24 protein-coding genes are annotated in these 24,389 nt (G+C 67.6%); 15 read left to right on the top strand and 9 right to left on the bottom strand.

What is annotated here, in order from left to right; translation table 11 throughout:
* The first annotated feature begins 209 nt into the window (after nt 1-209).
* The 4 genes from WD430_RS12810 to WD430_RS12795 all read left to right on the top strand — a co-directional run bounded on the left by WD430_RS12810 (nt 210) and on the right by WD430_RS12795 (nt 3,094).
* Complete coding sequence (locus tag WD430_RS12810; RefSeq protein WP_339102832.1) at nt 210-605, top strand: OsmC family protein; 396 nt, start codon at nt 210-212, stop codon at nt 603-605.
* A 209-nt stretch (nt 606-814) separates the two neighbouring features.
* On the top strand, nt 815-1,948 hold the full coding sequence (locus WD430_RS12805) for an MBL fold metallo-hydrolase (RefSeq protein ID WP_339102831.1): 1,134 nt from the start codon (nt 815-817) through the stop codon (nt 1,946-1,948).
* The gene (locus WD430_RS12800; RefSeq protein WP_339102830.1) at nt 1,945-2,286 is read left to right on the top strand and encodes a DUF3006 domain-containing protein; all 342 of its coding nucleotides are present in this window, start codon (nt 1,945-1,947) and stop codon (nt 2,284-2,286) included. Before WD430_RS12805 ends, WD430_RS12800 begins: the two co-directional genes overlap by 4 nt.
* Before the next feature lie 307 nt (nt 2,287-2,593).
* Nucleotides 2,594-3,094: a gamma carbonic anhydrase family protein gene (locus tag WD430_RS12795; RefSeq protein WP_339102829.1), complete on the top strand. Its 501-nt coding sequence runs from the start codon at nt 2,594-2,596 to the stop codon at nt 3,092-3,094.
* A gap of 38 nt (nt 3,095-3,132) precedes the next feature.
* On the opposite strand, the gene WD430_RS12790 is transcribed toward WD430_RS12795, so the two are convergent.
* On the bottom strand, nt 3,133-3,306 hold the full coding sequence (locus WD430_RS12790; protein WP_339102828.1) for a hypothetical protein: 174 nt from the start codon (nt 3,304-3,306) through the stop codon (nt 3,133-3,135).
* Between the two features lie 198 nt (nt 3,307-3,504).
* Between WD430_RS12790 and WD430_RS12785 the strand changes: the two genes are divergently transcribed.
* On the top strand, nt 3,505-3,975 hold the full coding sequence (locus WD430_RS12785; RefSeq protein WP_339102827.1) for a DUF5799 family protein: 471 nt from the start codon (nt 3,505-3,507) through the stop codon (nt 3,973-3,975).
* A gap of 38 nt (nt 3,976-4,013) precedes the next feature.
* Here the strand turns inward: WD430_RS12785 and WD430_RS12780 are convergent, their stop codons facing one another.
* The gene (locus WD430_RS12780) at nt 4,014-4,157 is read right to left on the bottom strand and encodes a hypothetical protein (protein ID WP_339102826.1); all 144 of its coding nucleotides are present in this window, start codon (nt 4,155-4,157) and stop codon (nt 4,014-4,016) included.
* A gap of 124 nt (nt 4,158-4,281) precedes the next feature.
* Here WD430_RS12780 and WD430_RS12775 point away from each other — a divergent pair, with 124 nt between their 5' ends.
* Nucleotides 4,282-4,572, top strand: a complete 291-nt coding sequence (locus tag WD430_RS12775; RefSeq protein WP_339102825.1) for a hypothetical protein — start codon at nt 4,282-4,284, stop codon at nt 4,570-4,572.
* A gap of 103 nt (nt 4,573-4,675) precedes the next feature.
* Here the strand turns inward: WD430_RS12775 and WD430_RS12770 are convergent, their stop codons facing one another.
* Entirely contained in the window at nt 4,676-9,121 is a 4,446-nt protein-coding gene (locus WD430_RS12770; protein ID WP_339102824.1) for a lamin tail domain-containing protein, read from the bottom strand.
* 502 nt (nt 9,122-9,623) lie between these two features.
* Here WD430_RS12770 and WD430_RS12765 point away from each other — a divergent pair.
* From WD430_RS12765 to WD430_RS12740, 6 genes are all read left to right on the top strand, one after another.
* Nucleotides 9,624-10,211, top strand: a complete 588-nt coding sequence (locus WD430_RS12765) for a biotin transporter BioY (RefSeq protein WP_339102823.1) — start codon at nt 9,624-9,626, stop codon at nt 10,209-10,211.
* 40 nt (nt 10,212-10,251) lie between these two features.
* The gene (locus WD430_RS12760) at nt 10,252-10,956 is read left to right on the top strand and encodes an ABC transporter ATP-binding protein (RefSeq protein ID WP_339102822.1); all 705 of its coding nucleotides are present in this window, start codon (nt 10,252-10,254) and stop codon (nt 10,954-10,956) included.
* Between the two features lie 100 nt (nt 10,957-11,056).
* A complete protein-coding gene (locus WD430_RS12755; protein ID WP_339102821.1) occupies nt 11,057-11,761 on the top strand; it encodes an energy-coupling factor transporter transmembrane component T in 705 nt (234 codons plus the stop codon).
* 155 nt (nt 11,762-11,916) lie between these two features.
* Nucleotides 11,917-13,395 (top strand): dihydrolipoyl dehydrogenase, encoded by a 1,479-nt coding sequence (locus tag WD430_RS12750; protein WP_339102820.1) that lies wholly within the window; start codon nt 11,917-11,919, stop codon nt 13,393-13,395.
* A 92-nt stretch (nt 13,396-13,487) separates the two neighbouring features.
* Entirely contained in the window at nt 13,488-13,844 is a 357-nt protein-coding gene (locus WD430_RS12745; protein WP_339102819.1) for a hypothetical protein, read from the top strand.
* 292 nt (nt 13,845-14,136) lie between these two features.
* Nucleotides 14,137-15,570: a hypothetical protein gene (locus WD430_RS12740; RefSeq protein ID WP_339102818.1), complete on the top strand. Its 1,434-nt coding sequence runs from the start codon at nt 14,137-14,139 to the stop codon at nt 15,568-15,570.
* Here the strand turns inward: WD430_RS12740 and WD430_RS12735 are convergent, their stop codons facing one another.
* On the bottom strand, nt 15,571-17,439 hold the full coding sequence (locus WD430_RS12735) for a glycoside hydrolase family 15 protein (protein ID WP_339102817.1): 1,869 nt from the start codon (nt 17,437-17,439) through the stop codon (nt 15,571-15,573). It lies immediately after the preceding gene.
* A 379-nt stretch (nt 17,440-17,818) separates the two neighbouring features.
* The gene (locus WD430_RS12730; protein ID WP_339102816.1) at nt 17,819-18,124 is read right to left on the bottom strand and encodes a putative quinol monooxygenase; all 306 of its coding nucleotides are present in this window, start codon (nt 18,122-18,124) and stop codon (nt 17,819-17,821) included.
* Between the two features lie 299 nt (nt 18,125-18,423).
* Between WD430_RS12730 and WD430_RS12725 the strand changes: the two genes are divergently transcribed.
* The 3 genes from WD430_RS12725 (at nt 18,424) to WD430_RS12715 (ending at nt 20,527) form a co-directional block, all read left to right on the top strand.
* Nucleotides 18,424-19,005 carry a carbonic anhydrase gene (locus tag WD430_RS12725; protein WP_339102815.1) on the top strand — a complete coding sequence of 194 codons (582 nt, stop codon included), beginning with the start codon at nt 18,424-18,426 and terminating at the stop codon, nt 19,003-19,005.
* 443 nt (nt 19,006-19,448) lie between these two features.
* Nucleotides 19,449-19,805: a DsrE family protein gene (locus WD430_RS12720; RefSeq protein WP_339102814.1), complete on the top strand. Its 357-nt coding sequence runs from the start codon at nt 19,449-19,451 to the stop codon at nt 19,803-19,805.
* 194 nt (nt 19,806-19,999) lie between these two features.
* Nucleotides 20,000-20,527: a helix-turn-helix domain-containing protein gene (locus WD430_RS12715; protein WP_339102813.1), complete on the top strand. Its 528-nt coding sequence runs from the start codon at nt 20,000-20,002 to the stop codon at nt 20,525-20,527.
* Nucleotides 20,528-20,620: 93 nt separating this feature from the next.
* Here WD430_RS12715 and WD430_RS12710 read toward each other — a convergent pair whose 3' ends face one another.
* From WD430_RS12710 to WD430_RS12695, 4 genes are all read right to left on the bottom strand, one after another.
* Complete coding sequence (locus WD430_RS12710) at nt 20,621-22,042, bottom strand: FAD-dependent oxidoreductase (RefSeq protein ID WP_339102812.1); 1,422 nt, start codon at nt 22,040-22,042, stop codon at nt 20,621-20,623.
* 386 nt (nt 22,043-22,428) lie between these two features.
* Nucleotides 22,429-23,229, bottom strand: coding sequence for a 3-oxoacyl-ACP reductase FabG (fabG, locus tag WD430_RS12705; RefSeq protein ID WP_339102811.1), 801 nt, complete (start codon nt 23,227-23,229; stop codon nt 22,429-22,431).
* Complete coding sequence (locus tag WD430_RS12700; RefSeq protein WP_339102810.1) at nt 23,226-23,837, bottom strand: HTH domain-containing protein; 612 nt, start codon at nt 23,835-23,837, stop codon at nt 23,226-23,228. The genes fabG and WD430_RS12700 overlap by 4 nt, the downstream gene beginning before the upstream one ends.
* Nucleotides 23,824-24,042 (bottom strand): MarR family transcriptional regulator, encoded by a 219-nt coding sequence (locus WD430_RS12695; RefSeq protein WP_339102809.1) that lies wholly within the window; start codon nt 24,040-24,042, stop codon nt 23,824-23,826. Before WD430_RS12695 ends, WD430_RS12700 begins: the two co-directional genes overlap by 14 nt.
* Between the last annotated feature and the right edge of the window lie 347 nt (nt 24,043-24,389).

Genomic DNA, 24,389 nt, shown 5'->3' with positions numbered 1-24,389 from the left:
GTCGCGTATCGGAACTGACCATCGTTCGTCCGCGAATCTTTCGCGGGAACTGATAAATCGGATCGCGCTGCAAACGCAGGGTGCCGAGACCCGACCGCCACGCGACCGTCCGATCGGCGGCCCGCGCTCGAAACGCGGGTTCGCGATCGCCGTCCCGGCGATCGCACCACCAAACGTTTACAGCACCGCCCGTGGACGACTCGAGTGCTATGGCGAAGCAGGTCACCACCGTCTCCGAGGAGGGATACAGTGCGACGAACGAGATCCGCGACTTCGAAACGACGATCGACGCCAACGGCGAGGACGCGCCGGACACGCTCGAGGCGCTGCTGGCCGCGTACGGCTCCTGTTACGTACCGGCGCTGCGCGTCGGCGCGCAACAGCGCGACGCCGGCGACCTCGGCAAGATCGAGATCGACATCACCGGCGATCTGAACGACGACGACAAACTCGAGTCGGTCCAGTTCGACATCCGCGTCGAGGGCGACGTCGACGAGGACACCGGCGAGGAGGTCATCGAGCGCGCCTTCGAGCTCTGCAAGGTCCACGACGCGCTGAAGGACAGTCTCCACGCGGAGACGAGTTTCGAGGGCGACGCCGTCTAACGGGCCGCGAAACGAGCAGTCTCGATATCGAATCCGCGATTCTTCTGTCGGTTCGACCGTTCGAACGTCGATTCCGACTCACATCCGAAACGACGTCCGCTCGAGGGACGCAGCGTGTCACCTCGTGTACGCGATACGTTTCCGAGAGCGATAGTAGCGGCGGCCGAACGATCCGAACCACCATACGCCGCGGGGTCGTCGGAGCGGGTATGCGACGCCACCGCGGTCTCGTAGCCGTGTCAGTCGTCGGACTACTCGTTCTGTCGGGGTGTCTCGTCGGGTTCGTTCCGAGCGACGGATCCGAGGACCCCGGCGACGGCGATGACACCGACGACGTCGACGGCGACCTCGAGATCCACCACATCGACGTGGGACAGGGCGACTCGACGCTGCTGGTCACGCCCGCCGGCGAGACGGTGCTGATCGATACGGGCACCTGGCAGGCCGACGGACGGGGCGTCATCGAGCACCTCGAGGACGAGGGCATCGACCGGATCGACCACCTCGTCACGACCCACGGCCACGCCGACCACGTCGGCGGTCACGCGGCCGTCATCGAGCACTTCGAGGAGCGCGGCGAGGGCGTCGGCGCGGTCTACGATCCCGGCGTCGCGTCCACGAGCGCCACGTACGAGCGCTACCTCGACGCGATCGAGGACCACGACGTCAGGCTCTTCGAGGTCGCCGCGGGCGATCGGTTGCCCCTCGAGGACGAGTCGGTCGACGCGACCGTGCTGAACCCGCCCGACGACGACGAGGGCAACATCGACGCCTACAGCACCGTTCTCAGCGTCGAGTACGGGGAGTTCTCGTATCTGACGACAGGTGACATCGAGGACGGGACCGAGCGGCGACTGGTCGACGAGCGCGGCGACGCCCTCGCGGCCGACGCCTATCAGGCCGGTCATCACGGTTCCTCGACCTCCTCGAGCGAGCCGTTCCTCGACGCCGTCGACCCCGAGATCGCGGTGATCTCGAGCGCGCTCGACTCCCAGTACGGCCATCCCCACGACGAGGTGCTCGCGGCCCTCACCGACCGCGACGTCGAGACCTACTGGACCGGCGTCCACGGCGACGTCGTCCTCGAGACCGACGGCGAAGACGTCGCGGTGACGACCGAGACCGAGGGGCCGACCGATCCGGCGGCGCTGCTCGAGCGAAAGAAGGGGGCTCAGTCGACGTCGGACGCCGAATCGCTGTCGGAAGCGGCGCCCGGGCAGCCGTCGCCGTCCGAGCGATCGTCGTCGCCCGAGCAGCCGGTATCGATCCAGCCGCACGCGTCGCTCGGACACCCGCCCGCACCGGTGGTTGATAGTGCCGCGCCGCGTATCCCCGCGCGATGACCGAGCACTACACCGCGGTCCTCGACCGCATCGTCGACGGCGAGACGGCCGTGCTCCTGCTCGAGGACGACGGAACGGTGGTCGACGAGCGCGTCCTCGACGTCGGGCGACTCCCCGAGGACGGCCGGCACGAGGGCGCCGTCTTCGACGTCGAACTCGCGGACGACGACGGCAGTCTCGAGGCGGACGACGATAACAGTCTCGAGGCGGACGACGACCGCTTCGAGGCAGGCGATGACCTCGAGTCGGTGAGCTATCGCCCGTCGCTCGAGCGGGACCGACGGAACGAGGCGCAGGATCGATTCGATCGACTCTCCGAGCGCCTCTCAGACGAGTAGTCGAGCGCGGCGCTCTCGGGTGAGTGTGGTCGGAGAGATGGAACGAAGGCAGGTGTCGGGGGTGAAAACCCCCACTGGTGGTTCGGGATGTGTGGGATGACACAGCAGCGGGGTGCCTTCGATCGGGAGTGAATGCCGCTGCAGTTACCTCTTCATCCGAGTTGTAAATAGCAGTGACGCCAAAATACGTTGGGACTGAACGTTCCGAACGTCGTGATCGTACTTCGTCCGCCCCTGACGAGCGGGCCGCGATACGGTCTCCCCGCCGATGAGTAGGTTCAAGGCGCTGCTCGAAGCAGACGCGAGCATGTTACGATCGTTCGACGGAACGGAACCGCGGGTCGCCGACTCGGCGTACGTCGACGAGGCCGCGGTCGTCATCGGCGACGTCGTCGTCGAGGCGGAGGCGAGCGTCTGGCCGAACACGACGCTGCGGGGCGATCACGGACGGATCGTCGTCGGCGAGGGCGCCAACGTCCAGGACAACGCCGTGCTCCACGAGGACGCCGCACTCGAGCCCTACTCGACGGTCGGTCACAGCGCGATCGTCCACGACGCGACCGTCGCCGAGCGCGCCCTGGTCGGGATGAACGCGACCGTCCTCGACGGCGCCCGCGTCGGCGAGGGCGCCGTCGTCGCGGCCGGCAGCGTCGTCACCGAGGGGACCGAGATTCCGCCCTCGACGCTCGTCGCCGGCGCGCCCGCCGAGCCGAAGACCGAGATCGACGACCCCCACCTCGAGGCGACGGCCGACCGATACGTCGAACTCTCGCGGCGGTACGCCGAAACGGCCGAGCGACTCGACTGAGCGGGTCGGACTCGAGGACCGTCCGTCCCGAGAGTCAGCTACGAGCCAGCTTTGCTCCACCGGTACTGCTCCTCGACGAGCGTTCCTATACCGCAGATGACCACGAAGGTGTTCCTCGTCGTTCGTCCGTCGACCGCAATCCAGAGCAATCCGCCGGCGAGGATCGCGATCCCGACCGCCAACTTGAGACGGTGTGCTGTGAGCTGATCCATGCTACGTGCTCTTCACCTGACGTGGCCGCCCGCACGCCATAGTTCTATCTCCGTACTGGACGCTCGTCGTAGCGGATGCTCGCCGTGAGCGGGACCACGGACGACGCAGGCGACGAACGGTGTCGTCCGAGGTCTCCCGGTGACCCGAGCGCGAACCCGATGAAAACGCTGATACAGCCGCCGTCCCAAGCGAGAGCCATGAGCGACTCACCGTGGACGGACCGGATCGTCGGTGCCCGCATGACCGTCGATCAGCAGTTCTCCTCGCGGATCGCGGACTCGCAGTTTTCCAACCAGCAGTGGAGCCTGATCATGACCGCCACGGAGTTCGAGATCGAAGACCCCGACGATCCCGACAGCGCGCGGCTCGTCGCCGATACCGAGCAGGTCGAGCAGGTCATCCCCGAACTCGAGAACGTTCCCAGCGGCGGCATGGGCGCAATGGGCGGTCCGGGTCCGGGCGCGGGCAATCAGGACGGCTCCTCGAGCGGCGGCGTCTTCGACTCGATCATGGGCGCCCTCGGGCTGGGCGACGACGGCGGTGACGACCACGCCGAAAAGCGACGCGCGGCCGAGCGGCTCGCCCAGGAGTACGCCGAGGAACTCCAGTCCCACCTCGAGTCCGAGGGACGGTGGCAGTCGGTTCGGAAGGCCGCCGCGGACGAGTAGCGGCGGGACGATCGGATCGAGCGCCGGTCGCGGCCCGATCAGTCGCCGGCGTGAAAGAGCGTGTACTCGCTCGTCTCGTAGATGTTGATGAGTTCGTTCACGAGCTCGTCGTAGGACTCGTCGTCGACGCGCAGGGCATCCAGTCGCTCGATCGTCTCCTCCTCGAGTTCGACGGATGGCATACGAGACGCTTCGACGGCGATCAGCAAAAACGCCACGGGGTAGGGAGGGACCCGGAGCATGAGGCCCCGTCCCGCTGCGATACAAGCCACAGCATCTTTAGGGACAGTTCACTACGGTAGGGGTATGACCGAGGAAGTCGACACGACGACCTTCGAGATCAGCGCCGACGACGGCACGACAGACGAAGTCACGGTCCCCAGCGGACTCCTCGACCTCGTCGCGGAAGGCGACCAGACCGACGCCGAGACGGTCGGCGACGTCACCCTGCTGTCCTTCGCCAGCCGCGCACACCACATCGTCCACCACGGCGAGGAGGCGGACGAGGAACTCGAGGCCCAGGAAGCCCGCATCATGGACCTGTTCGAGGAGCGCTTCGGCGTGACCTACGGCGAAGCGACCGGCCACCAGCACTAACCGCGACCACTGCGCTCGAGTCGCCGATCGATCGCGATCGACTCGAGGTGTTTTTCGAAGACGACGAACGCATCGGTAGCGCTCCGCTTCCGTCCTGCCGTCGTTACTCCGTAGCGACCGCGGAGTCGTTCGCGTCGGCTCCCGAACCGGATTCATCGGAGACGGACGGCTCGTCCGCTCCGGCGGGCGATTCGGTCGTCTCCGGTTCCGTCGGCGCTTCCGGTTCGGATTCTGTCGATGATTCCTCCGCCGCTGTGTCCGTTTCCGGCGACGTCTCGGGTGCCAGCGGGTCGGACTCGGAACCGTTCGTCGTCGAGGCCGAATCCGTCGATTCCGACGAGACGTTGTCTTCAGACGTGGTCGGTTCCTCCGTTGACGGTTCGGCAGGTGCTTCCGTCGGCGCCTCCTCAGCTGGTTCCTCCTCGGCTGGCTCCGCTTCCGACGGCCCCTCCTCAGTCGGTTCCGCGTCCGCTGGTCCGTCGGTCGTCGACTCCGTGCCGGTCGGCGTCTCCGCGGGCTCGGCTTCCTCGATCGTCACGGTCGTCTCAGCGGTCTCGTTCTCGCTCGAGACCGTGACCGGGTAGTCGCCGGGCTCGAGGTCGGTCGTGTCGGCCGTCAACGTGACCGATTCCGACGCGCCGGGCTCGAGCGAGACGGGCGTCTCGTTGACGACCGAGCCGTCGATCGCCAGTTGAACGTCCTGCGTGCCGTTCTCTCCGCCGGTGTTCTCGATCGCGGCGTCGACCTCGAGGGGCTCGCCCGCTTCGACCGAACCGTTCGCCTCCGTGATCGAGACGTTGAACGCGGCGGGTTCGGTCGAATCGATCTCGCCTGCCGGCGGCGTTTCGGCAGTCAGCGGCTCCTCGTAGTCGTAGTTGCTCATGTCGACCTCCCAGACGAGTCGTTCGCTGTCGTTTTCGGGAGTCCAGTCGACGGTGAACGAGTCGTTGCCGGGCTCGAGTTCCGACGGCGGCTCGTCGGCGGTCGTCCCCTCGACGAACTCGCTGCCGACCACCAGCGATTCGTTGTTCGGGTTCTCGTACGCGAAGGTGACCGCGATGCCGTCCGCGGTCGGCGTCGTCTCCGCGACGCTGACGTTCGGCCGTTCGGGTCGGATCTCCTCGAGGCACTCGCTCGCATTGGGGTTCGGGTGGTCGATCGATCCCGGCGTCGCGTCGGGCGACGCGAAGCCGGTGATCACGGCGCCCGTATCGCCCTCGGGGACCGTGACGGTCGCGCCGTCGGCCGTCTCGGCGACGGTGAAGTCGTCACCGGTCTCGTAGGTGAGCGTCCCCTCGAACGGCGCCGGGACGTCCTCGCCGACGGTGACGGCGTACTCGCCCATCGAGTTGCCGAAGCCGCCGCTCTCGTAGAACGCGGTCCCGACGATGATCGTGTCGCCCTCCTCGAAGGAACCGGTCACCTCGGCCTGCGAACAACTGGGGAACGTCGCCTCGAACGTCGCCGGATCGCCGTCGACCGTGTACTCGACGGATTCGTTCGCCAGTGCCGTGTCGTTCTCGTCAGTGACGGCGACCTCGAGCGTCGCGTTCTCGGAGAGCGGCGGCTCGAGGTCGAGCGACTCGAGTTCGGCGGTCTCGTTGGCCTCGAAGAGATCGCTCTCCCCGCGTTGCGTGCCGTTCTCGTCGGTCGCGGTGACCCGGTAGTCGACGGTCGCGTTCGCCTCGTCGACGACGAGCGTCTCGCCGTCGCCCGTCTGATCCGACACGTTGAGCGTGGCCGCCGATTCGTTCGGCTGGTCGGCTTCGATCTGTTCCTGCAGGGCGACATCTTCGTCTTCGTCGAGAACGATGACCTCGTCGCTGGAGGTATTCCAGACTGGCGACTCGTGGCCCCAGTAGAGCGTATCAGCGGTGTCGTTGCCTGGACCTGTTACGATCGTTACTTCCTCACCGGGCTCGAGGACGAAGCCATCCGGGAACGTCAATGGCTCCCAGCCGAGCGAATCGACGACGCCGTCTTCGAAGCGATCCTGCATGGTCCAGCCGGAGAGATCGATCGCGATGTCGCCGTTATTCTGTATCGTGACGTATTCGTCTCCGGCGTTACCCTCGCCGACGTCGATTTCGTAGTCCGTGACCGCGAGCATTCCCTCGGCCTCGTCAGCGTTGTCGGCGACATCGTCGCCCGCCCCGTCGACCGCGTACTCGACCGTCTCGTTCTCGAGAGGTGTCCCGTTCTCGTCGATGACGGCCACGTCGACCGTCGCATTTGCCTCGAGCGGCGGCTCGAGGTCGAGTTCGAGGTCCGTCACCGTCTCGTTGGCCTCGAAGGACTGGCTCTCGGCCGTCGACTCATTGGCCGTCGCCGTTACGGTGTAGTCGACGGTCGCGCTCGCTTCGTCGACGGTCAGGGTCTCGCCGTCGCCGGTCTGATCGCTCACTGAGAGCGTCGCGTTCGGCTCGGCCGGTTCCTGCGGTCCCTGTACTTCGTCGCCGACCGAGACGAACGCCGTATCGAGCACCGGCACGCCGGCGTCGGTGACGTACGGGACGTCCTCCGCCCCGTCGGTATCGCCGTACTCGAACGTTCCGTCGTCGTTCGTATCGTGGTGGACCACTGCGGTGAGGGGCTGGTCCTCCTCGATCGGCTCCTCGAGGTCGATCTCGACGTCGGAGTGGGTCCCGGCCTCGAGGGCGCTCGAGGTCCCGAGAACGGCGCCCGGATCGGCGACGGCGTCGGCCGCGTAGATCGCGACAAAGCCGCCCTCCGAGAGGTCGACCTCGTCGACGGCGACCGTCTCGCCGTCGCCTTCCCGGTCGGCGAACGTAATCGACGCCGTTCCCTCGAGTTCGTCGATCTCGTCGGCGCGATCCTCGGCCGCGTCCTCGACGTACTGCCTGATTTCGGTGATATCGTCGATCTCCTGCTGGACCGCGTACGCGGTGGCGTCGGACGCGGTCTCCTGGGTCAGGACCTGCAGTTGCGTGACGCTGATCCGCTGGTACTGGACGACGCGGGCCGTCTCCTGCGTGGCGCCGCTGGCGGCGATCTGGATCTGCTCGACGGTCGCCGACTGATACTGGCTCAGCGCGCCGCTGGCACCGCCGGACGCCAGCCGCTGGACCTGCGTGATATCGACGACCTGCTGCTGGAGCACCGACCCCTCGCCGGCGCCGAACGCGGCGGCCTGAATCTGCTGAATATCGGCGATCTGGTACTGGACCGCCGACTCGATCGCTCCCTGGGACGCGCCGACCGCGGCGTACTGGATCTGGCTGATCGAAATCTCCTGGTGCTGAACCAGCACGCCGCCCGCGGCCCCGTCGGCCGCCGCCTGAATCTGCTCGACCGTGGCCGACTGGCTCCGGTAAATCGAGCCCTTGGCCGCGCCGAAGGAGGCCTCCTGGATCTGGCTGATCGAGATCCGCTGGACCTGTTCGACGCTGACGGTCTGGAGCTGCGTCAGCGAACCCCTGCCCGCCCCGCGGGCCGCGGCCTGGGTCTGCTCGACGGTGACCTCCTGACGCTGGACGAGCGCGCCCTTCGCGGCGCCCGTGGCGGCCTTCTGCACCTGCTTGATGTTCACGCGCTGGCGCTGTTCGACGGTGATCTCCTGGCCCTGTTCGCCCTCGAGGGCCGCCGCGGTGCTCCCCTCGAGTGCGCCCGCGGACGCGCCGGCCGCCGCGTGCTGGACGTGCTCGAGCGTGATCCGCTGGCGCTGTTCGACGGTGATCTTCTGATACTGCTCGAGGACGCCGTAGGCCGCCCCCTGCGCGGCCTCCTGGGTCTTCGGGGGGTCCCGAACGTCGCTATCGCCCGCTTCCCGGCACGCCCCCGCTGCGGCCCCGCGCGTGGCGACCTGAATCTGGTCGACGTCGGCGTGCTGTTTCTGCGCGAGGGCGCCGTGGGTCGCCCCCCACGTCGCGCTCTGCATCTGGCTCGCCGAGACCGTCTGCGACTGGGCGAGCGCGCCGTCGGTCGCGCCGCCGATCGCGGACTGGAGCTGTTCGATCTCGGCGTCCTGGGACTGGATCAGCGAGCCGTGGACCGCGCCGGCCGTCGCGGCCTGAATCTGCTCGGCGTCGGCCGCTTGGTGCTGGGCGACCGACTGACTGGCGGCCTCGACGGCCGCCGCGCGCTGTTCCTGGGTCACCTCGACGCCCTGCTGCTGGGCCAGTTCCATCCCCTCGTCGACGCCGGCCTCGACGGCCGTCGTCTGTTCCTGTGCGAGCGAGGCGCTCGCGTCAGCGTCGGCGGTCGCCTCCGCGTCGGTCGTGGCCGATTCCGTCGCAGCGTCGAACGACACTAACTCGCCGTCCGCGGCCGACTGGCTCGCACGCACGGGTTCTCGATCCGCCGCGTCCGCGGCGGTGGAATCCGTACTTCCGCTGCCATCGTCTTGGCTGGCGGCTACACTGTCTGCAGCGGCGATATCCGTCGTTTCGCCGTCTCCCCCGCCGGGAGCGCTCTCGCTGCCCTCGAACGGGACGACACCGCCGCCGAGCAGCGGCAGCGCCACCGCGCTCGTGACCAGCAGCGCGGCGACGGCGAGCACTGCAACGGCCGCTCCTCGACGCCGATTCATGGCTCGACGCTCCCGCCGCCCCGTCCCCTCGAGCGGCGATTGCGCTCCCACCGGTCCGAGCGGCGATCGCGGTTCGAACGGTCCGTGCGACCGTCGCGTCCCCACCGTTCGCGAGTCGATCGCTGGCTTCGTCTCGGTTCCCGATCGCGCCGTGGTCCGAACCGCCTACGTACGGATGACATCAGCTTTCTATCACGGGAGCGAAAGAGCGCATAAGGCCCGCGGGTCGTTTCGGTTAGGAATCGAATACAATCCACGATTACTCCGCCTCGAGCGGGGCGTATTCCGCCGGAGCGGCGCTCTCGACGGGGCGGGTATTTCGGACGCGCTTCGCCCGCGATCGCGACGGATCCAGCTCGGAGTGTCTGTTTCCAAATAGGAAGCGGACTGTTTCGGCTCCTCCCGCCCGATCGGCATCCGTCCCGCTCCGCGGAGACGACAGCGGATCGGCCCCGTCTCGGAAACCGAAGTGTTGAACTTGGTTTACGAGAATCGGTGTGGTATGGCAACGAACCGAGAGTCCGTCGATCTCGTCGAGGGGGACGTCGTCCGCCAGTTCGCTCGCGCGGCGGTGCTGGCGGCGCTGGTCGGGGCGTCGATATTCGTGACGATCCCGTACCCGTTCTCGCCAGCGCCGATCACGCTACAAGTGCTGTTCGTCTTCCTCGCCGGCCTCGTGCTGGGGCCGGTCTGGGGAGCGATCTCGATGCTCTGCTATCTGACCGCCGGTGCGGCCGGACTCCCGATCTTCTCGGGGATGGAGGCTGGGTTCGGCCCCCTCGTCGGAAACACCGCGGGCTACCTCTGGTCGTACCCGCTCGCGGCGGCGCTGATCGGCGCCGTCGTTCACCGGGGCACCGACCTCCAGAACCCCGCCGACGTCCCCCTGCCGATCGTCGTCGGCGCGCTCGTCGCCGGGACGATCCTCATCTACGCCATGGGGACGGCCTACGCGGCCTGGCTCCAGGCCCTCGAGCCCTGGGAGGCGATCACCGTCTACGCGCTCTCGTTCGTCCCCGCCGAACTGGTCAAGATGGCCGCCGCGATCGCGATCGTGAAGAGCGGGCGACTCGAGCCGGTCGGATCGTGATCGCTCGAGCGACGCCGTCGACCCCGTCAGCGAGGGCGCGATGATCGAGTTTCGGTCCGTCACCTACGCCTTCGACGAGGTCCCGGTCCTCGAGGACGTCTCGCTGACCATCGACGACGGCGAGTTCGTCGTCCTCGCGGGCGCCAACGGGAGCGGCAAGACGACCCTGCTGCGCCACTGCAACGGGCTGGTGACGCCCGACTCGGGCGCGGTGCTGGTCGACGGCACACCGGTCACCGAGGACCTCGTCGCCGCCCGCTCGCGCGTCGGCATGGTCTTCCAGCACCCGCGCGACCAGTTCGTCGCCGCGACGATCGGCGCCGACGTCGCCTTCGGCCCGGAGAACCTCGGCCTCGAGCGCGACGAGATCGACCGCCGCGTGGCGGACGCGCTCGAGGCCGTGAACATGACCGGCCGCGGCGACGAGCGGATCGACGCGCTCTCGGGGGGCGAGCAGTCCCGCGTCGCCATCGCCGGCGCGCTCGCGATGGAACCGACCCATCTCGTCCTGGACGAACCGTTCACCGGGCTCGACGATCCCGCTCGACGATCGGTCCTCTCGCGACTCGAGGCGCTGTCCGGGGAAGGGACCGGAATCCTGCTCGCGACTCACGACCTCCGGGACGTGCTCGACCCGGCCGACCGCATCGTCGCCATGCGGGACGGCGCGGTCGCCGTCGACGACGCGCCCGACCGCGCGCTCGAGGCGCTGTCGGCCCTCGAGGTTCGAGTGCCGGACGTCTGACCGCCCGCAGAGCGACGATCACCGCCACTGCCACTGCTACCGCTATCGACGACGATCGCCGTCGCCGTCACCGCCATCGCAACCGCCACCGCTACCGACGATGCTCAGCTACGATCCCGACGACACGCTCGCCCACCGGCTCGATCCCCGCTCGAAGCTGGCCGTCCAGTTCGGGTTCGCCGCGACCGCGCTGGCCCACACGAGCCCACGGGCGCTGGTCGCGCTCACCGCCGTCACCGCGGCGATCCTGCTCGCCGCTCGAGTCCCGCTGCTCGAGACGCTCTCCGCCTATCGCTTTGCACTGGGCTTTCTCGCGCTCGCGCCGGTGCTCGCGGCGCTCACGTTCGGTCCGCCCTGGATCGACCCCGCGGACGGCCTCGCCTCCGCGCGGGCGAGCTACCGCGTCCTGCTCGTCTTGCTCGTCAGCGCGGCGTACGTCCGCTCGACGACGGTCCGGGACTCTCGAGCCGCGATCCAGCGGACGATCCCCGGGAAGCCCGGCCAGCTGCTCGGCGTCGGCGTCGCGCTCGTCTTCCGCTTTCTCCCGGTGTTGCAGGCGGACCTGCGGACGATCCGCGACGCGATGGCGGCGCGGCTGGGCGACGAGCGCAGCGCGACCGAGCGGGCGAGCACGCTGGGACTGCTCGGTCTCTCGCGGGCGTTCGACCGGGCCGATCGCCTCGCGCTCGCCATGCAGGCGCGGTGTTTCGCCTGGAATCCGACGCTGCCCGCGCTGTCGCTCTCGCGGCTGGACTACCCCGTCTTCGGCGTCGCCGTCGCCCTCGCGCTCTCGGCGCTGGTGTAGTGCTCGAGCGTGTCGGCCTCGGTCTCGGCGACCCTCTCCGCGACCGGTTCGATGCGCTAGCGACACGACGCACGCTCAGTCGAGGTCCGACTGCGTGTGCATTCTCCGTGCATTCCGGCCGGCCCTTCATTACGACCGGAGCCCCACTCCGAGACATGGAGGAGTACGATTTCCTGGTCATCGGTTCGGGGTCGGGACTCGACGTCGCGAACGCGGCCGCCCAGCGCGGGCAGTCGGTCGCCGTCGTCGAGAAGGGACGGCTCGGGGGCACCTGCCTCAACCGCGGCTGTATCCCCTCGAAGCAGCTGCTGTACCGCGCGGAGGTCCTCGAGACCGTCGAGCGCGCCGAGGAGTTCGGCATCGAGGCGTCGGTCGAGGACGTCGCCTTCGAGGAGATCGTCCGCGAGGTCAACGAGGACGTGGAGGAGAGTTCCGAATCGATCCGCCGGGGGCTCGAGTCGTCCTCGCGGCACGATCTCTATCAGGCGGAGGGTCGGTTCGTCGACGACCGAACGATCGAACTCTCGGGCGACGACCACGGTGGGCAGCGCCTGACCGCGGAGACGGTCCTCGTCGCGGCCGGGACTCGGCCCGGCGTCCCGGCGGTCGACGGCCTCGAGGACGTCGACTACCTCACCAGCCGCGAGGCGCTGCAGCTCGAGGAGCGACCCGACCACCTCGTCGTGATCGGCGGCGGCTACATCGCCGCGGAACTGGGCCAGTTCTTCGGGACGTTCGGCAGTGACGTCTCGGTGATCGGGCGGCGACCGTACCTGTTGCCCGACGCCGACGAGGAGGTGGCCGCCGAATTCACCGACCGCTTCGCCGATCGGTTCGACGTGTACACGGGGTGCGAGGCGACCGCGGTCTCGGAATCGGACGGCGAGGTGACCGTCGAAGCGCGACCGTATCCCGACGCCGAACCGGAATCGGAAGCAGAGCCGACCCCGTATCCGGAGCCCGAGAGCGGGGAGGGGACGGCCGAGCGCGTCACCGTCACCGGCGACGAACTGCTCGTCGCCACCGGGCGCGTGCCGAACACCGACACGCTGAACGTCGACGCGGCGGGGATCGAGACCGACGACCTGGGGTTCGTCGAGACCGACGAGTACCTGCGGACGAGCGCCGAGGGCGTCTGGGCGCTGGGTGACATCGTCGGCGAGTACCTCCTCAAACACAACGCCAATCACGAAGCGCAGGCCGTCGCGCGCAATCTCTTCGGCGACGACCTCGAGCCGGTCGACTACTCGGCGATTCCCTTCGCCGTCTTCTCCTCGCCCGAGGTGGCCGGCGTCGGTGCGACCGAACGGGAACTGCGGGCCGCCGACCGCGAGTACGCCAAGCGGACCTACCGATACGGGGACACCGCACGCGGGAGCGCGATGAAGGCGGAGGGGGTCGTCAAGCCGCTCGTCTCCCTCGAGGGCGAGATCCTGGGCTGTCACATCGTCGGTCCCGACGCGTCGAACCTGATCGAGGAGGTCGTCGTCGCGATGACGGCCGGCTCGGGGACGGTCCGCGACATCCGCGAGTCGGTCCATATCCACCCCGCGCTCTCGGAGGTCGTCCAGCGGGCGTTCTCGGGGCAGTTCACCCGCGGCGGTCACGATCACGATCACAATCACGACCACTAGACGGAGCGGTACGCGGTACCGGCGGCGATATTGCACTGCACGCACACGGTCGCCGGCCCGTTTTACGCGCAGGTGGCCTGCGTTCAGGTGCAATGGTAAACGCAGCCATCGTTATTCTCGCGGGCACCGAATCGCACTCGGACACCGGTCGACTGGTCAACGGCCTCGAGGCGGCCAAGGAGTTCGCCGACAACGAGGCGGACGAACTCGAGCTCATCTTCGACGGCGCCGGCACGCAGTGGGTCGAAGAACTCGAGGACGAGGACCACGACTACCACGACCTCTATCAGTCCGTCCAGGACGAAGCCGCCGTCTGTGACTACTGCGCCGGTGCGTTCGATGCCGACGACGCAGTCGAGGACGCGGGCCTCGTGCGCATCGACGAGAACGACGGCCATCCCAGTATACGGTCGCTCGTCGACGACGACTACGAGATCATCACGTACTGACGCCGCCATCGAGGGCACCGTTTTCGGGGCGCACTTCGGTCCAGCGCGACGGGCGCGGATCGACGTTCGTTCGACGCCATCGTCACTGTTCGTCGCGTTCTGAACCGTCTCCCGGAACGTCGATCCCACCGACGTTCGAACCGATAAGATCGGATTAGTCGTTCCAATCGCGACTTAGGTCGCCCGCTCGCGCGAAACTCCGTCTAAAGCCTTACGGGAGTGAGCGCTTGCCGTGCCACAACGATTCGTCCCTTTCATTCCGCCGATTCCCACGGACTAGGTGTGGTAACAAATGACGAGAGAGAACGCGTCGAACGATAGCGTGGCGCGGCGATCGGTGCTCGCGGCCGGCGGCGCGACGACCCTCGGTGCGCTCGTGAGCGGCGTCGGGGCGGCATCGAACAGATCGACGGTCGGTCAGCAGACTGAGAGCGACGGAACCGCCGACACGGGTCGCGACGTCACGGTGCGACAGGAGCCGGGCAACGCCGTCTACTGGGTGCTGCCTGGCGAGCGGCGACTGAGCCCGCAGGTGTTCGGAACGCCCGATAATCCGCGGCGAGGGACTGACCTGCTCGAGGCGCGCATCGAACGGGCGAAGGGACTGCCGGAACCGCTCGACGAGGCGATCCCGCAGCTCCTGCAGGACCTCCCGCCGCTGGTCGCGGCGCCCGAGGCGGCCCGCGAACCGATCGAAGCGTCCGACGGAATCGCCCGGGAGACGTTCACCGAACCGACGCTGTACAGCGACGAGGCCGAGGTGACCAGCGGCGCGTTCGAGGTCACCTACGGGGACCGACAGCCGTACGACCTCCCCGGGGAGCCGGGCGATACGTCCGACGCGGTCACCATCGAGGCGCAGTTCACCGATCCGGCGGGCAACGAGTACGAAATCGACCACGACCACGTCGTGCAACCACCGATTCCGGGCTACGAGACGGGCGGTGGCGTGCTGTCGGGCGGCTGGCTCCACGGGATCACGGGGACCGGATCGCCGCTGTTTCCCCGAGTGTACACCTACGGCGCGTCGTGGGGCGTCGGTAACGTCCACGTCAACGGTGAGTTGGCCACCGAGGACGGGTTCCGCGTCATCCACTTCATGACGACCCAGACGGTCCGCGACGAGCGATACCGCATGGCCGTAGACGAGGAGCTGCCGCTCGCGCCGGACGGGACGATCGCGGGGCAGGTCCACCACACCCACGGCGTCGTCCTACCGATCAGGCCGACCCCCGATGGCCCCGTCTACGACCCAGTGCCGACCGCGATGGAACTGCCGAACGGCGAGACCCAGCCGTTCATCCACGCGATGTGGGAACAGGACGAGATCGTCGCGGGGCCGTTCGACGACTGGGAGTTCCCCGGACAGGCCGAGGGGGAGGCGTCGGACGCCGCGGAATCAGCGGGCGGAGACGCCGACTTCCAGTTGATCGGCGAGGCGTCGGCGTGGCAGGGCGCGGCGCCCGACGCCATCGCGGGCGAGGCGAACCCGACGCTGCAACTCGAGGCGGGAACCGAGTGCGCGCTCGTCTGGGAGAACGGCGACGGGCTCCAGCACAACTTCGCGATCGAGGACGCGAACGGGGAGGACCTCCTCGCGTCCGAACTCGTCCGCGAACAGGGGGCCACGCAGTCAGTGACGTTCACCGCCAGCGAGGAGATGAGCGAGTACTACTGTCAGGTCCATCCCCGGAGCATGCGGGGCGGAATCGAAATCGAGGGCTGACTAGGGGATCTCGCTCGGGAGCCCGATCGGCTCGCCGAGGCGAATCCCCATCGGCGCCGGACCGGGCGTCTCGTGGCCTCGCATATAGCCGAGATAGAGGGCGCTGTTGACGATCCCGATGTGACTGAACGCCTGCGGGAAGTTCCCGAGGTGGGCACCCGTTTCGGGATCGATTTCTTCGGCGACCAGACCGAGGGGGTTCAGGTACTCGAGCAGCGTCTCGAACCGCGACTGCGCCTCCTCGATGCGCCCGGAGAGCGCGAGCGCGTCGACGAGCCAGCACGAGCAGAGGACGAACGCGCCCTCGTCGCCCGGGAGCCCGTCGTCGCCGTCGTACCGCCGGACGAACACCTCGTCCTCGACCAGCGTCGCCTCGGTCGCGTCGATCGTTCCCCGCACGCGATCGTCGTCGAAGGGGAGGAAGCCGACGAGCGGAAGCAACAGTCCCGTCGCGTCGAGCGCGTCCGACCCGTAGGACTGGACGAACGCGCCGACGTCCTCGTCGTAGCCGTTCTCGAGGACGTCGTCCCTGATCCGCTCGCGGCCCTCCCGCCAGTCCTCGAGCGGCGCGTCGTGGTCGCCGTCGGTCGCGATGGCGATCCCCCGATCGAGGGCGGCCCAGCACATCACTTTCGAGAAGACGAAGTGGTCGTTCCCGCCGCGGACCTCCCAGATGCCCGCATCGGGTTCGTCCCAGATCTCGCGGACGTACTCGACGATATCGCGGATCCGATCCCACTCGTCGGCGTCCAGTTCCCGCCCGTGCCGGTGCATCTCGTCGACGGCCAACAGGAGTTCCCCGTAGGTGTCGTGTTGGCGCTGATCGGCGGCCTCGTTCCCGATCCGGACGGGACGGGAGCCGCGATAGCCCTCGAAGTGCTCCAGTTCCCGCTCCTCGAGATCGGAATCGCCGTGAAGGCCGTACAGCGGCTGGATCGCCGCCGGATCGTCGGCCTGACAGAGATCCATGAACCAGTCGAAGTAGTCGGTGGCCTCCTCGACGGTGCCGAGGTTCATCAGCGCCTGCACGGTGAAGCCGGCGTCGCGCAGCCAGTTGAATCGGTAGTCCCAGTTCCGAACGCCGCCGATGTCCTCCGGCAGCGAGGTCGTCGGCGCGGCGGCGATGGCCCCCGACTCGGCGTGCGTGAGGAGTTTGAGGACGAGTTCGGAGCGAACGACGACGTCGTGCCACGGCCCCTCGAAGGCACAGTCGTCTCCCGGACCACAGCTGTGCGCCCAGTCGGTCCAGAACTCGAGCGTCTCCTCGAGCGCGGCCTCGGGGTCCGTGTTCGCCTCTTCGGCGCCCGTACACCGGAGCAGGAACCACGCCGTCTCGCCGGCCTCGAGCGAGAGCTGGCCGGTGATTCGGCCCTCTTCGATCTCGAGGTCGATCGGGCTCTCGAGCAGCGTCCGTTCCTCGTCGCCCTCGGCGAGGACGCCCTTCTCGACGGACTCGATCGACGTCTCCGCGCGCCCGTAATCGAATCGAGGCTCGAGGTCGACTTCGAGGTCGACGGTTCCGTCCGCGCAGGCGAGCTTGCGGTAGAGGACCTTCTTCGGGTGGTCGGTTCGGCCGGCCGGCGGCAGGAAGTCAGTTACCGTCACGATCCCGTCGTCGGTGTCGAAGGCCGTCTCGAGGACGTTCGTGTCGTCGACGTACCGCCGGTCCGTCTCGAACGAATCGGTCGGGGCGATCCGGAACCGCCCGCCGCGCTCGGCGTCGAGGACCGCCGCGAGGACGCTCGGCGACTCGAGGTGGGGGAACGGGAACCAGTCGATCGATCCGTTCGGCCCGACGAGCGCACAGGTCTCGAGGTTTCCGACGACGCCGTAGGATTCGATCGGCGGATACGCGTCAGGTTCAGCCATCGATATCACCCGCGGTGCGGACGGCGGCGGAACCGACAGGTGACCCGTTGCACATACCGCATCGTTCGGGTACTAGCGGGAAAAAAGCGGCCCGCGCATAGCGTGAAACGCTCGATCGATGCCTGAATACACTGTTCGATAACGACCAAACGAATTCGGGTTCGTACTCGAGGGCGGCGGAGGCCGGTGGAAAAGAGCACGCCGGCCGATCCTCGCGGGAACAGCCGAGGATCGGCATCCCGCTTTCATCCGGCCGACGACCGTGCCGGTGTTCGGGAACCCGATCCGGGAACCTGGCCGCTGTCACGGCCGGGAGAGCGTAACGAGTCCGTCGCGGCTACGGATCCCGATCGGGAGCGAGAGCGACGCGTCTCGGCGGTCACAGTTCGACTGACGACGCCGACTCGACGTCGAATCGGGTGACGTCCGGTTCGCCCGAGAGCAGATCCGGGAGCGCCGCCTCGAACGCCTCGAAGTGGTCGGTCTCCGCGTGCGAACCGAAGGCGGCTTCGTCCTCGTATCGTTCGAAGAATCGAAACACGTTCGGATCCCCGACGTCCGTCGCGACCCGATAGTCGACGACGCCGTCTTCCTCACGGGAGTCTTCGGCCAACTCTTCGACGAGTTCGAGGGCCTCGTCGCGTCGATCCGGATCGATCGGAAACGTCGCGTGGATAACGAGCATCGCACTCACCTCGACCGACGAGCCACAAAGTTCTGTCCCGGTCGTGCACCGGTCGCACATTACGTGATCGGTGGATTGTGTGCTCCGCCTGCCGCGGAGGTGACGACTTCCGGGAGGGTCGGATGGACGCGGATCGCGACCGATTGGGGCCTCCGAAACGACCGCTGTTCACTCAGCGGGACATTCCCCTCGGTGATGTGGTGGCGGTGGTTGCCGTAACGCCAACCGTGATGGGTGATATAGTGTAACACATACCGTATGGGGACCCGATTGACCGCTCCGAGCCGGAATCCGGACAGGTGTTCGAATCGATCGAAGAGCGAGTCGATCGGCGGGACGACTGGGCGCGCCGCCGCCGGCACGGGATCCCCACGGACAAGCAGCTGCTGGTCATCGCGTGCATGGACGAACGAATTCCGATCGAAGAAGCGCTCGGAATTTCCCTCGGCGACGCCCAGATCTTCCGAAACGCCGGCGGGAAAGTGACCGACGACGTCGTCCGGAGCGCCGCGCTGACGACGAACTTCTTCGACACGACGGAGATCATCGTCGTCAATCACACCGATTGCGGCATGATGAGCGCACCCGACGAGGCCGTCGTCGACGGGCTCGAGGCCGCCGCCGGCGGGAGTCTCGACGATATCGATCTCAATCCCGCACTTCCCGGTTTGGATATCGGCGACGCCTCGATCGCCGAGTGGGTCTCGATGACCGACGACATCGACGAGGCGTGCCGGGCCCAGATCGACTACCTCGAGGACCATCCGCTCATCCCCGACGAGGTCGCCGTCCACGGGTACGTCTACGAAGTCGAAAGCGGCGCTCTCCGCCGTCCCGGTGAACGAGTATCCGAGCAAGTCAATACGCGTGTCTCGGAATAACGAACAACTCCGCTCCGATTTCCGTCTCCGAAGACCACTAGAGCGAAGCCTCGAACCGCGCTGAATCCGCCTCTGTCTTCGGGACGGCGCTACGATCACGATACGATCGTAGCGATGACTCTCCTCTTCACCGGACTTAGAGACTAATCCCGGTCGATCGTCGCGTATTTGATTACGAACGGAAGGGAGACCGACCGGTACTGACTCCACGACCCATCGAGATGAGGAGGCGCGGGACGACGGAATCGACGGTCGAGAAGGGCGAGTCCCGGCACCACCGACGGATCGACGGCTCGCGGACGGAACGCGCGATACCGCTCTCGGAAGTCGGTCGCCGGCGGATCCCGTGAAGTCCCTCGAGACGGTCACGTTCAGGCCGTTCGGCACCGCGCGCACACTCCCGCCGTCCCGTTTTATGCCGCCACGCAATAGGCAGAGAGGAAATGGTCGACGCAGCAGTAATCATCCTCGCGGGCACCGAATCGCACGCCGACACCGGTCGGATGGTCAACGGCCTCGAGGCGGCCAGGGAGTTCGCCGAGACGGCCGGCGACGATCTGGCGCTGATCTTCGATGGCGCCGGTACGCGGTGGATCGAAGCGCTCGAGGACGAGGACCACGACTACCACGATCTCTATCGGTCGGTTCACGACGAAGTGGCCGTCTGCGACTACTGCGCCGGCGCGTTCGGGGCCGACGAGGCCGTGGAAAACGCCGGGGTCGTGCGCATCGACGAGAACGAGGGACATCCGAGCGTTCGAACGCTCGTCGACGACGGGTACGAGGTCATCACGTTCTGAGACCGCTCGTGCTCTATCGATCCCCTGTTGACTGTGGGCAGGTAGCAAACGTTCGCTGAAAACGGGGAGCCAGTCACCGATACCGACCGCATGAGACGGGCGAATCGACGGAACGTATCGGTCGGAGCGACGTTCCGCCGCTCCACTCAGCGGCGGTTGAAAGGCTTTACTTCGGGGGCGATGTATCGAGACCGATGGCATCTCCCGAGCCCGAACCCGCCGTCTACACCTGCCAGTCGTGCGGCGAGTATCAGCTGGCGTCGGCGGCGCCGACCTGTTGCGGGGATTCGATGGACGAGGTCGAGGACAGGGTTCCCGTCGAATCGCCCGACGAAACGCATCTCATGCGGGCCGTGTTCGATATCTCCGAGACGGAGCTCGAGGTCTGTCGACACCTGATGTCCGAGGACGAGCTCACGGTCGACGAACTCACGGGGCTGGTCGATCGAGACCGAAGCGTCGTCACCCGCCACCTCAACCACCTGGTCGATCTGGGGATGATCGAGAAGCGCTCCCGCGTGCTCTCGAACGGCGGCCGGGTGAACGTCTACTCGCACCGATCGGCGGACGCGGTCCGTCGACAGTTCAAACTCGGGCTGTACACGTGGATGAGCGACGCCGTGGACGTCATCGACGACTTGAGCGAGGACAAGATCGAGCGACTGGTCGGGGGAACGGACGAGAGCGATCGCGGTCCGGTCATCGTCGAAGGAGACGAGTGACGTCTCCGCGACGGCAGCGAACGACCGCCACTCGAAGGCACGGATTCACTGTTACTGACTCTCTCGGGCGACCACCGCCGCTTCTCCGGCGCGTCACCGCAGTTCCCCGCCGAGGACCTTCGCGGCGACGAGCACGGGATCCCACGTCGTGTTGAACGGCGGGGCGTACGCGAGGTCGTAGTTCTCCAGTTCGAAGACGGTGGCACTCGCCTCGAGGGCGCCGACGACCGCGTGACTCCGGTGGACGGCGCCCTCGCCGTACTCGCTGACGAGGCTGGCGCCGAGCACGCGCCCCGAATCGCGGTCGGCGGTCAGCGTGACGGTCACGTCGCCGCCGTCGGGATAGTAGCCCGCGCGGGACTTCGCCGTGATCGTCTCGCTGACCGGATCGAACCCGGCCTCGCGGGCCTCGTCGCGATCGAGGATACCGGTCCGGGCCGCCTCGACGTCGAAGGCCTTGACGGCGGCCGTGCCGGCGACGCCGCCGCCCTCCGTTGGCGTTCCGGTGACGGTCTGTCCCACCGCGCGGCCGTGTCGGTTGGCCGTCAGCGCCAGCGGGACGTAGGTCGATTCGCCCGTCACGACGTGGGTCGCCTCCGCGCAGTCGCCCGCGGCGTAGACGTCGGGGACGTTCGTCTCCCGATAGGCGTCGGCCGCGATTGCGCCCGTCGGTCCCAGTTCGATCCCGGCGTCCTCGGCGAGACCCGTCCGCGGTCGCACGCCGGTGCCGATCAACGCCGCCTCGACCGGTACTCGATCGGCCGCAGTGACGACCGCCTCGACGGTACCGTCGCCGTCGTCCGCGAGTTCCCGCACCTCGCTGCCGAGGTGGACGACGACCTCGCGGTCGCGGAGGTGGTCGGCCACCGCCTCGCTGGTCGCCTCGCTGAACCCCGTCAGGACGCGGTCGCTGCGCTGAAACAGGTGGACCTCGAATCCGTTCGCCGCCAGCGCCTCGGCCATCTCGATGCCGATATAGCCGCCGCCGACGACGCCGACCGGGCCGGTACAGTCCTCGAGGTACCGACAGGCCGGCCCCCGGTCGGCCTGCTGGAGGTCCTCGCTGTCCCGCGCTCGCGCGACGTACTCCCGGAGTTCCTTCCCGTCGCTCATCGACCCGAGCGTGTAGACGCCCTCGAGATCGACGCCGTCGATCGGCGGGACGATCGACTCCGCGCCCGTCGCGAGCAGCAGGTGATCGTACGACTGGACGACCTCGTCGCCGTCGCGTACGGCGGTGACCGTCCGGTCGTCGGGATCGATCGCGACGACCTCGTGACCGGTCCGGAGATCGATGTCGCGTTCCTCGCGGAACTCCTCGGGCGTGACCGAGACCAGCGCCTCGAGCGACTGGATCTCGCCTTTGACGTAGTAGGGCAGCCCGCAGGCGCCGTAGGAGACCCACTCCCCCTTCTCGAAGACGACGATCTCGAGGTCGGAGTCCTCGCGTCGAGCCTTGCTCGCCGCGGCCATTCCCGCCGCGTCGCCGCCGACGATCACAAAGGTGTCCGTCATGGACCGCTAGACCATCGTCCGCGTTGTAATAAGTGCCGATGAATCCCGTCTCGCGCTCCACAGCGGTCCCCGCCAGTAGCGGTGCTCGGGAGTTCGACAGCAGACTCGCGCTCGGACGGCCGATCGCCGCGACTGTGCAGCCCTCGTGCACACGCTCTCAAGCGCTTTGAAGGGGCCTGCGCTAGCTCCGACTGCACCGGTAGCTCCGGTGTGCGGCCGTCGCGGTCGCGGGGTGACATCGCGGTTCGCCGGGTTGCAACGGGAACGGCGGTACTGCCCCGCGGTCATCGAGGCACGGGCCGCGGGGATCGCCGTCCGGTCGGCGATCGGTCGTCGGGATCGGACGGCCACCCACCAGAGCAACCGATCCGATACCGACCCGCCGCTCAGAGGTCGATGCCGCCGTTGACGTCGATCACTTCGCCGGTAATGTACCCGGACTCCTCGCGAGCGAGATAGCGGACGAGCCCGGCGATCTCCTCGACGGTCGCGAACCGCTCGAGCGGGATGTCCCCGCGCAGGTCGTCCCGAACGTCCTCGGGGAGCGCTTCGACCATCTCCGTCCGCGTGAAGCCGGGCGCGATGCAGTTCGCCGTCGTTCCAGTCCCGGCCAGCTCGAGCGCGAGCGACCGGGTAAAGCCGAAGAGACCGCTCTTGGCCGCGGCGTAGTTGGCCTGGCCGACGTTGCCCTGTTTGCCGATCACGCTCGAGACGCTGATGATCCGGCCGTCGTCGGTGGCCGCGAGGTCGTCGTAGAACGCCTTCGTGCAGTTGAACGCGCCGTTGAGCGAGACGTCGACGACGCGGTGCCAGTCCTCGGCGGTCATGTTCGCGAACGTGCGATCGGCGGTGATTCCCGCGTTGTTGACGAGGACGTCGATCGAGCCGAACGCGTCGACGACCGCCTCGCGCATCTCGTCGACCGCGTCGCGATCGGTGACGTCGGCCTGCACCGGATGGGCCGTCCCGTCGGTGTCGGCCTCGGTGATCGCGTCGGCGACCGCGTGGGCGTCGGCCTCCGAGGACCGGTAGTTGACGATCACGGTCGCGCCGTACCGACCGAGCTCGCGAGCGATGCCGCGTCCGATCCCGCGCGAGCCGCCGGTCACCAGACACGTTCGCCCCGCGAGCGGCTGGCGGGCCGGGAGTTCGAGGTCGGCCGGCCGGTTGGTCGTCTCCGCGCTCATTGGCGCCCCTCCACCGGTGTCGGCCCCTCGCGCTGGCGCGTCTCCGGGCGAGAGGCGTCCGCGCTCGTTTCGACGGTCGCGAGCAGATCGTTGACGGTGTACGTCCGCGAACGCTCCGCCGACGGCCGTTCCGTGTACGGGACGACGCCCCGAAGCGACGCCGCGTCCGCTTCGACGGCGTCCGCGGGCGCCGCGTCGTCCTCGGTGATCGCCAGTGCGATGACCGGAACCCGGACTCGCTCCCGCGGTTCGTCGGCCCCGACGTCGAGCGGTGACGGCGGAACCGCCTGCCGACGGAAGGCCGGCTCGAGCGAGTGGCCGTTACGGGCGGCCCAGCGTTCGAACTCGGCGACGAGTTCGTCGCGGGACGATCCGTTTTCACCGGTCGAGTCGGTGGCCGAGCGGTACTCGGGCGGCCAGTGGGTCACTCGATGGTCGTCGATCACGTCGCGTTCGTCGAGAGTCCGGAGCCGTTCGACGACCTCGTCGATGGTCGCCGTGATGGCCGGCGGAACGGTCGCACGGACGTAACAGTCGATCCGGAGACTCGCGTCCGGATCGGTATCGACGATCGGCGCGAAGGGGGATTCGAACTCACCGACAGGCATATCCGACCTCCGTGGACCGAACGCGGTCGTCTGCGACGAGCGATCGGAGAATCGGGAGGAGCGTAAGTTTCGATAATCCGAGCAGTCGCTGGAGTTCGGACACCGTCGCCTCTTCGAGTACCAGAAGTGAGAGATAGACGAGTTTAGTCTGCGGCGCGTCGATTTCCTCCGGTACTGTCGGCTGGTGTTCGCTCGTGGACATCATCCATGGACGACGCCAACGAACCGAGATATAAAGGTAATTGAGATGCGGTCTCACACACCACAGACCGGGCGCAGCCGGCGGTATTTCTAATCATTATTCACAGGTAATGGCACCATCTCGAAAGTGACATGATTTCGCGCGTTCGGCTAATTTATCAAAACCTTGATGGAGCGATAGAGGGGGTATCGGAGACGAACACCCGGAGACGAACCGACGACTCGAGACGGGAGCGATCGCTCTCGACGCAGGGGTCGCGTCACTGATCGGTCAGAAGTGGATGATGTCCACGAGTGACCGCTGCGAGCGGCCAGTCGTGATGAGCGAACCCGGATTTTCCGTCCGGATCG

Origin of the sequence: Haloterrigena sp. KLK7, from assembly GCF_037914945.1 — an archaeon.
Classification (GTDB): domain Archaea; phylum Halobacteriota; class Halobacteria; order Halobacteriales; family Natrialbaceae; genus Haloterrigena; species Haloterrigena salinisoli.
Note: the sequence above shows the minus strand (reverse complement) of the source record. Positions and strands in the feature narration are given on the sequence as shown.

Bases quoted from the DNA above. Each gene is read 5' to 3' on its own strand.
- WD430_RS12765 (WP_339102823.1), top strand. From the start codon at position 9,624: ATGGCAACGAACCGAGAGTCCGTCGATCTCGTCGAGGGGGACGTCGTC.
- WD430_RS12810 (WP_339102832.1), top strand. From the start codon at position 210: ATGGCGAAGCAGGTCACCACCGTCTCCGAGGAGGGATACAGTGCGACG.
- WD430_RS12780 (WP_339102826.1), bottom strand. From the start codon at position 4,157: ATGCCATCCGTCGAACTCGAGGAGGAGACGATCGAGCGACTGGATGCC.
- WD430_RS12710 (WP_339102812.1), bottom strand. From the start codon at position 22,042: ATGACGGACACCTTTGTGATCGTCGGCGGCGACGCGGCGGGAATGGCC.
- WD430_RS12805 (WP_339102831.1), top strand. From the start codon at position 815: ATGCGACGCCACCGCGGTCTCGTAGCCGTGTCAGTCGTCGGACTACTC.
- WD430_RS12770 (WP_339102824.1), bottom strand. From the start codon at position 9,121: ATGAATCGGCGTCGAGGAGCGGCCGTTGCAGTGCTCGCCGTCGCCGCG.
- WD430_RS12785 (WP_339102827.1), top strand. From the start codon at position 3,505: ATGAGCGACTCACCGTGGACGGACCGGATCGTCGGTGCCCGCATGACC.
- WD430_RS12695 (WP_339102809.1), bottom strand. From the start codon at position 24,042: ATGATGTCCACGAGCGAACACCAGCCGACAGTACCGGAGGAAATCGAC.
- WD430_RS12745 (WP_339102819.1), top strand. From the start codon at position 13,488: ATGGTAAACGCAGCCATCGTTATTCTCGCGGGCACCGAATCGCACTCG.
- WD430_RS12740 (WP_339102818.1), top strand. From the start codon at position 14,137: ATGACGAGAGAGAACGCGTCGAACGATAGCGTGGCGCGGCGATCGGTG.
- WD430_RS12720 (WP_339102814.1), top strand. From the start codon at position 19,449: ATGGTCGACGCAGCAGTAATCATCCTCGCGGGCACCGAATCGCACGCC.
- WD430_RS12735 (WP_339102817.1), bottom strand. From the start codon at position 17,439: ATGGCTGAACCTGACGCGTATCCGCCGATCGAATCCTACGGCGTCGTC.
- WD430_RS12755 (WP_339102821.1), top strand. From the start codon at position 11,057: ATGCTCAGCTACGATCCCGACGACACGCTCGCCCACCGGCTCGATCCC.
- WD430_RS12730 (WP_339102816.1), bottom strand. From the start codon at position 18,124: ATGCTCGTTATCCACGCGACGTTTCCGATCGATCCGGATCGACGCGAC.
- WD430_RS12775 (WP_339102825.1), top strand. From the start codon at position 4,282: ATGACCGAGGAAGTCGACACGACGACCTTCGAGATCAGCGCCGACGAC.
- WD430_RS12750 (WP_339102820.1), top strand. From the start codon at position 11,917: ATGGAGGAGTACGATTTCCTGGTCATCGGTTCGGGGTCGGGACTCGAC.
- WD430_RS12800 (WP_339102830.1), top strand. From the start codon at position 1,945: ATGACCGAGCACTACACCGCGGTCCTCGACCGCATCGTCGACGGCGAG.
- WD430_RS12795 (WP_339102829.1), top strand. From the start codon at position 2,594: ATGTTACGATCGTTCGACGGAACGGAACCGCGGGTCGCCGACTCGGCG.
- WD430_RS12790 (WP_339102828.1), bottom strand. From the start codon at position 3,306: ATGGATCAGCTCACAGCACACCGTCTCAAGTTGGCGGTCGGGATCGCG.
- WD430_RS12760 (WP_339102822.1), top strand. From the start codon at position 10,252: ATGATCGAGTTTCGGTCCGTCACCTACGCCTTCGACGAGGTCCCGGTC.
- fabG (WP_339102811.1), bottom strand. From the start codon at position 23,229: ATGAGCGCGGAGACGACCAACCGGCCGGCCGACCTCGAACTCCCGGCC.
- WD430_RS12715 (WP_339102813.1), top strand. From the start codon at position 20,000: ATGGCATCTCCCGAGCCCGAACCCGCCGTCTACACCTGCCAGTCGTGC.
- WD430_RS12700 (WP_339102810.1), bottom strand. From the start codon at position 23,837: ATGCCTGTCGGTGAGTTCGAATCCCCCTTCGCGCCGATCGTCGATACC.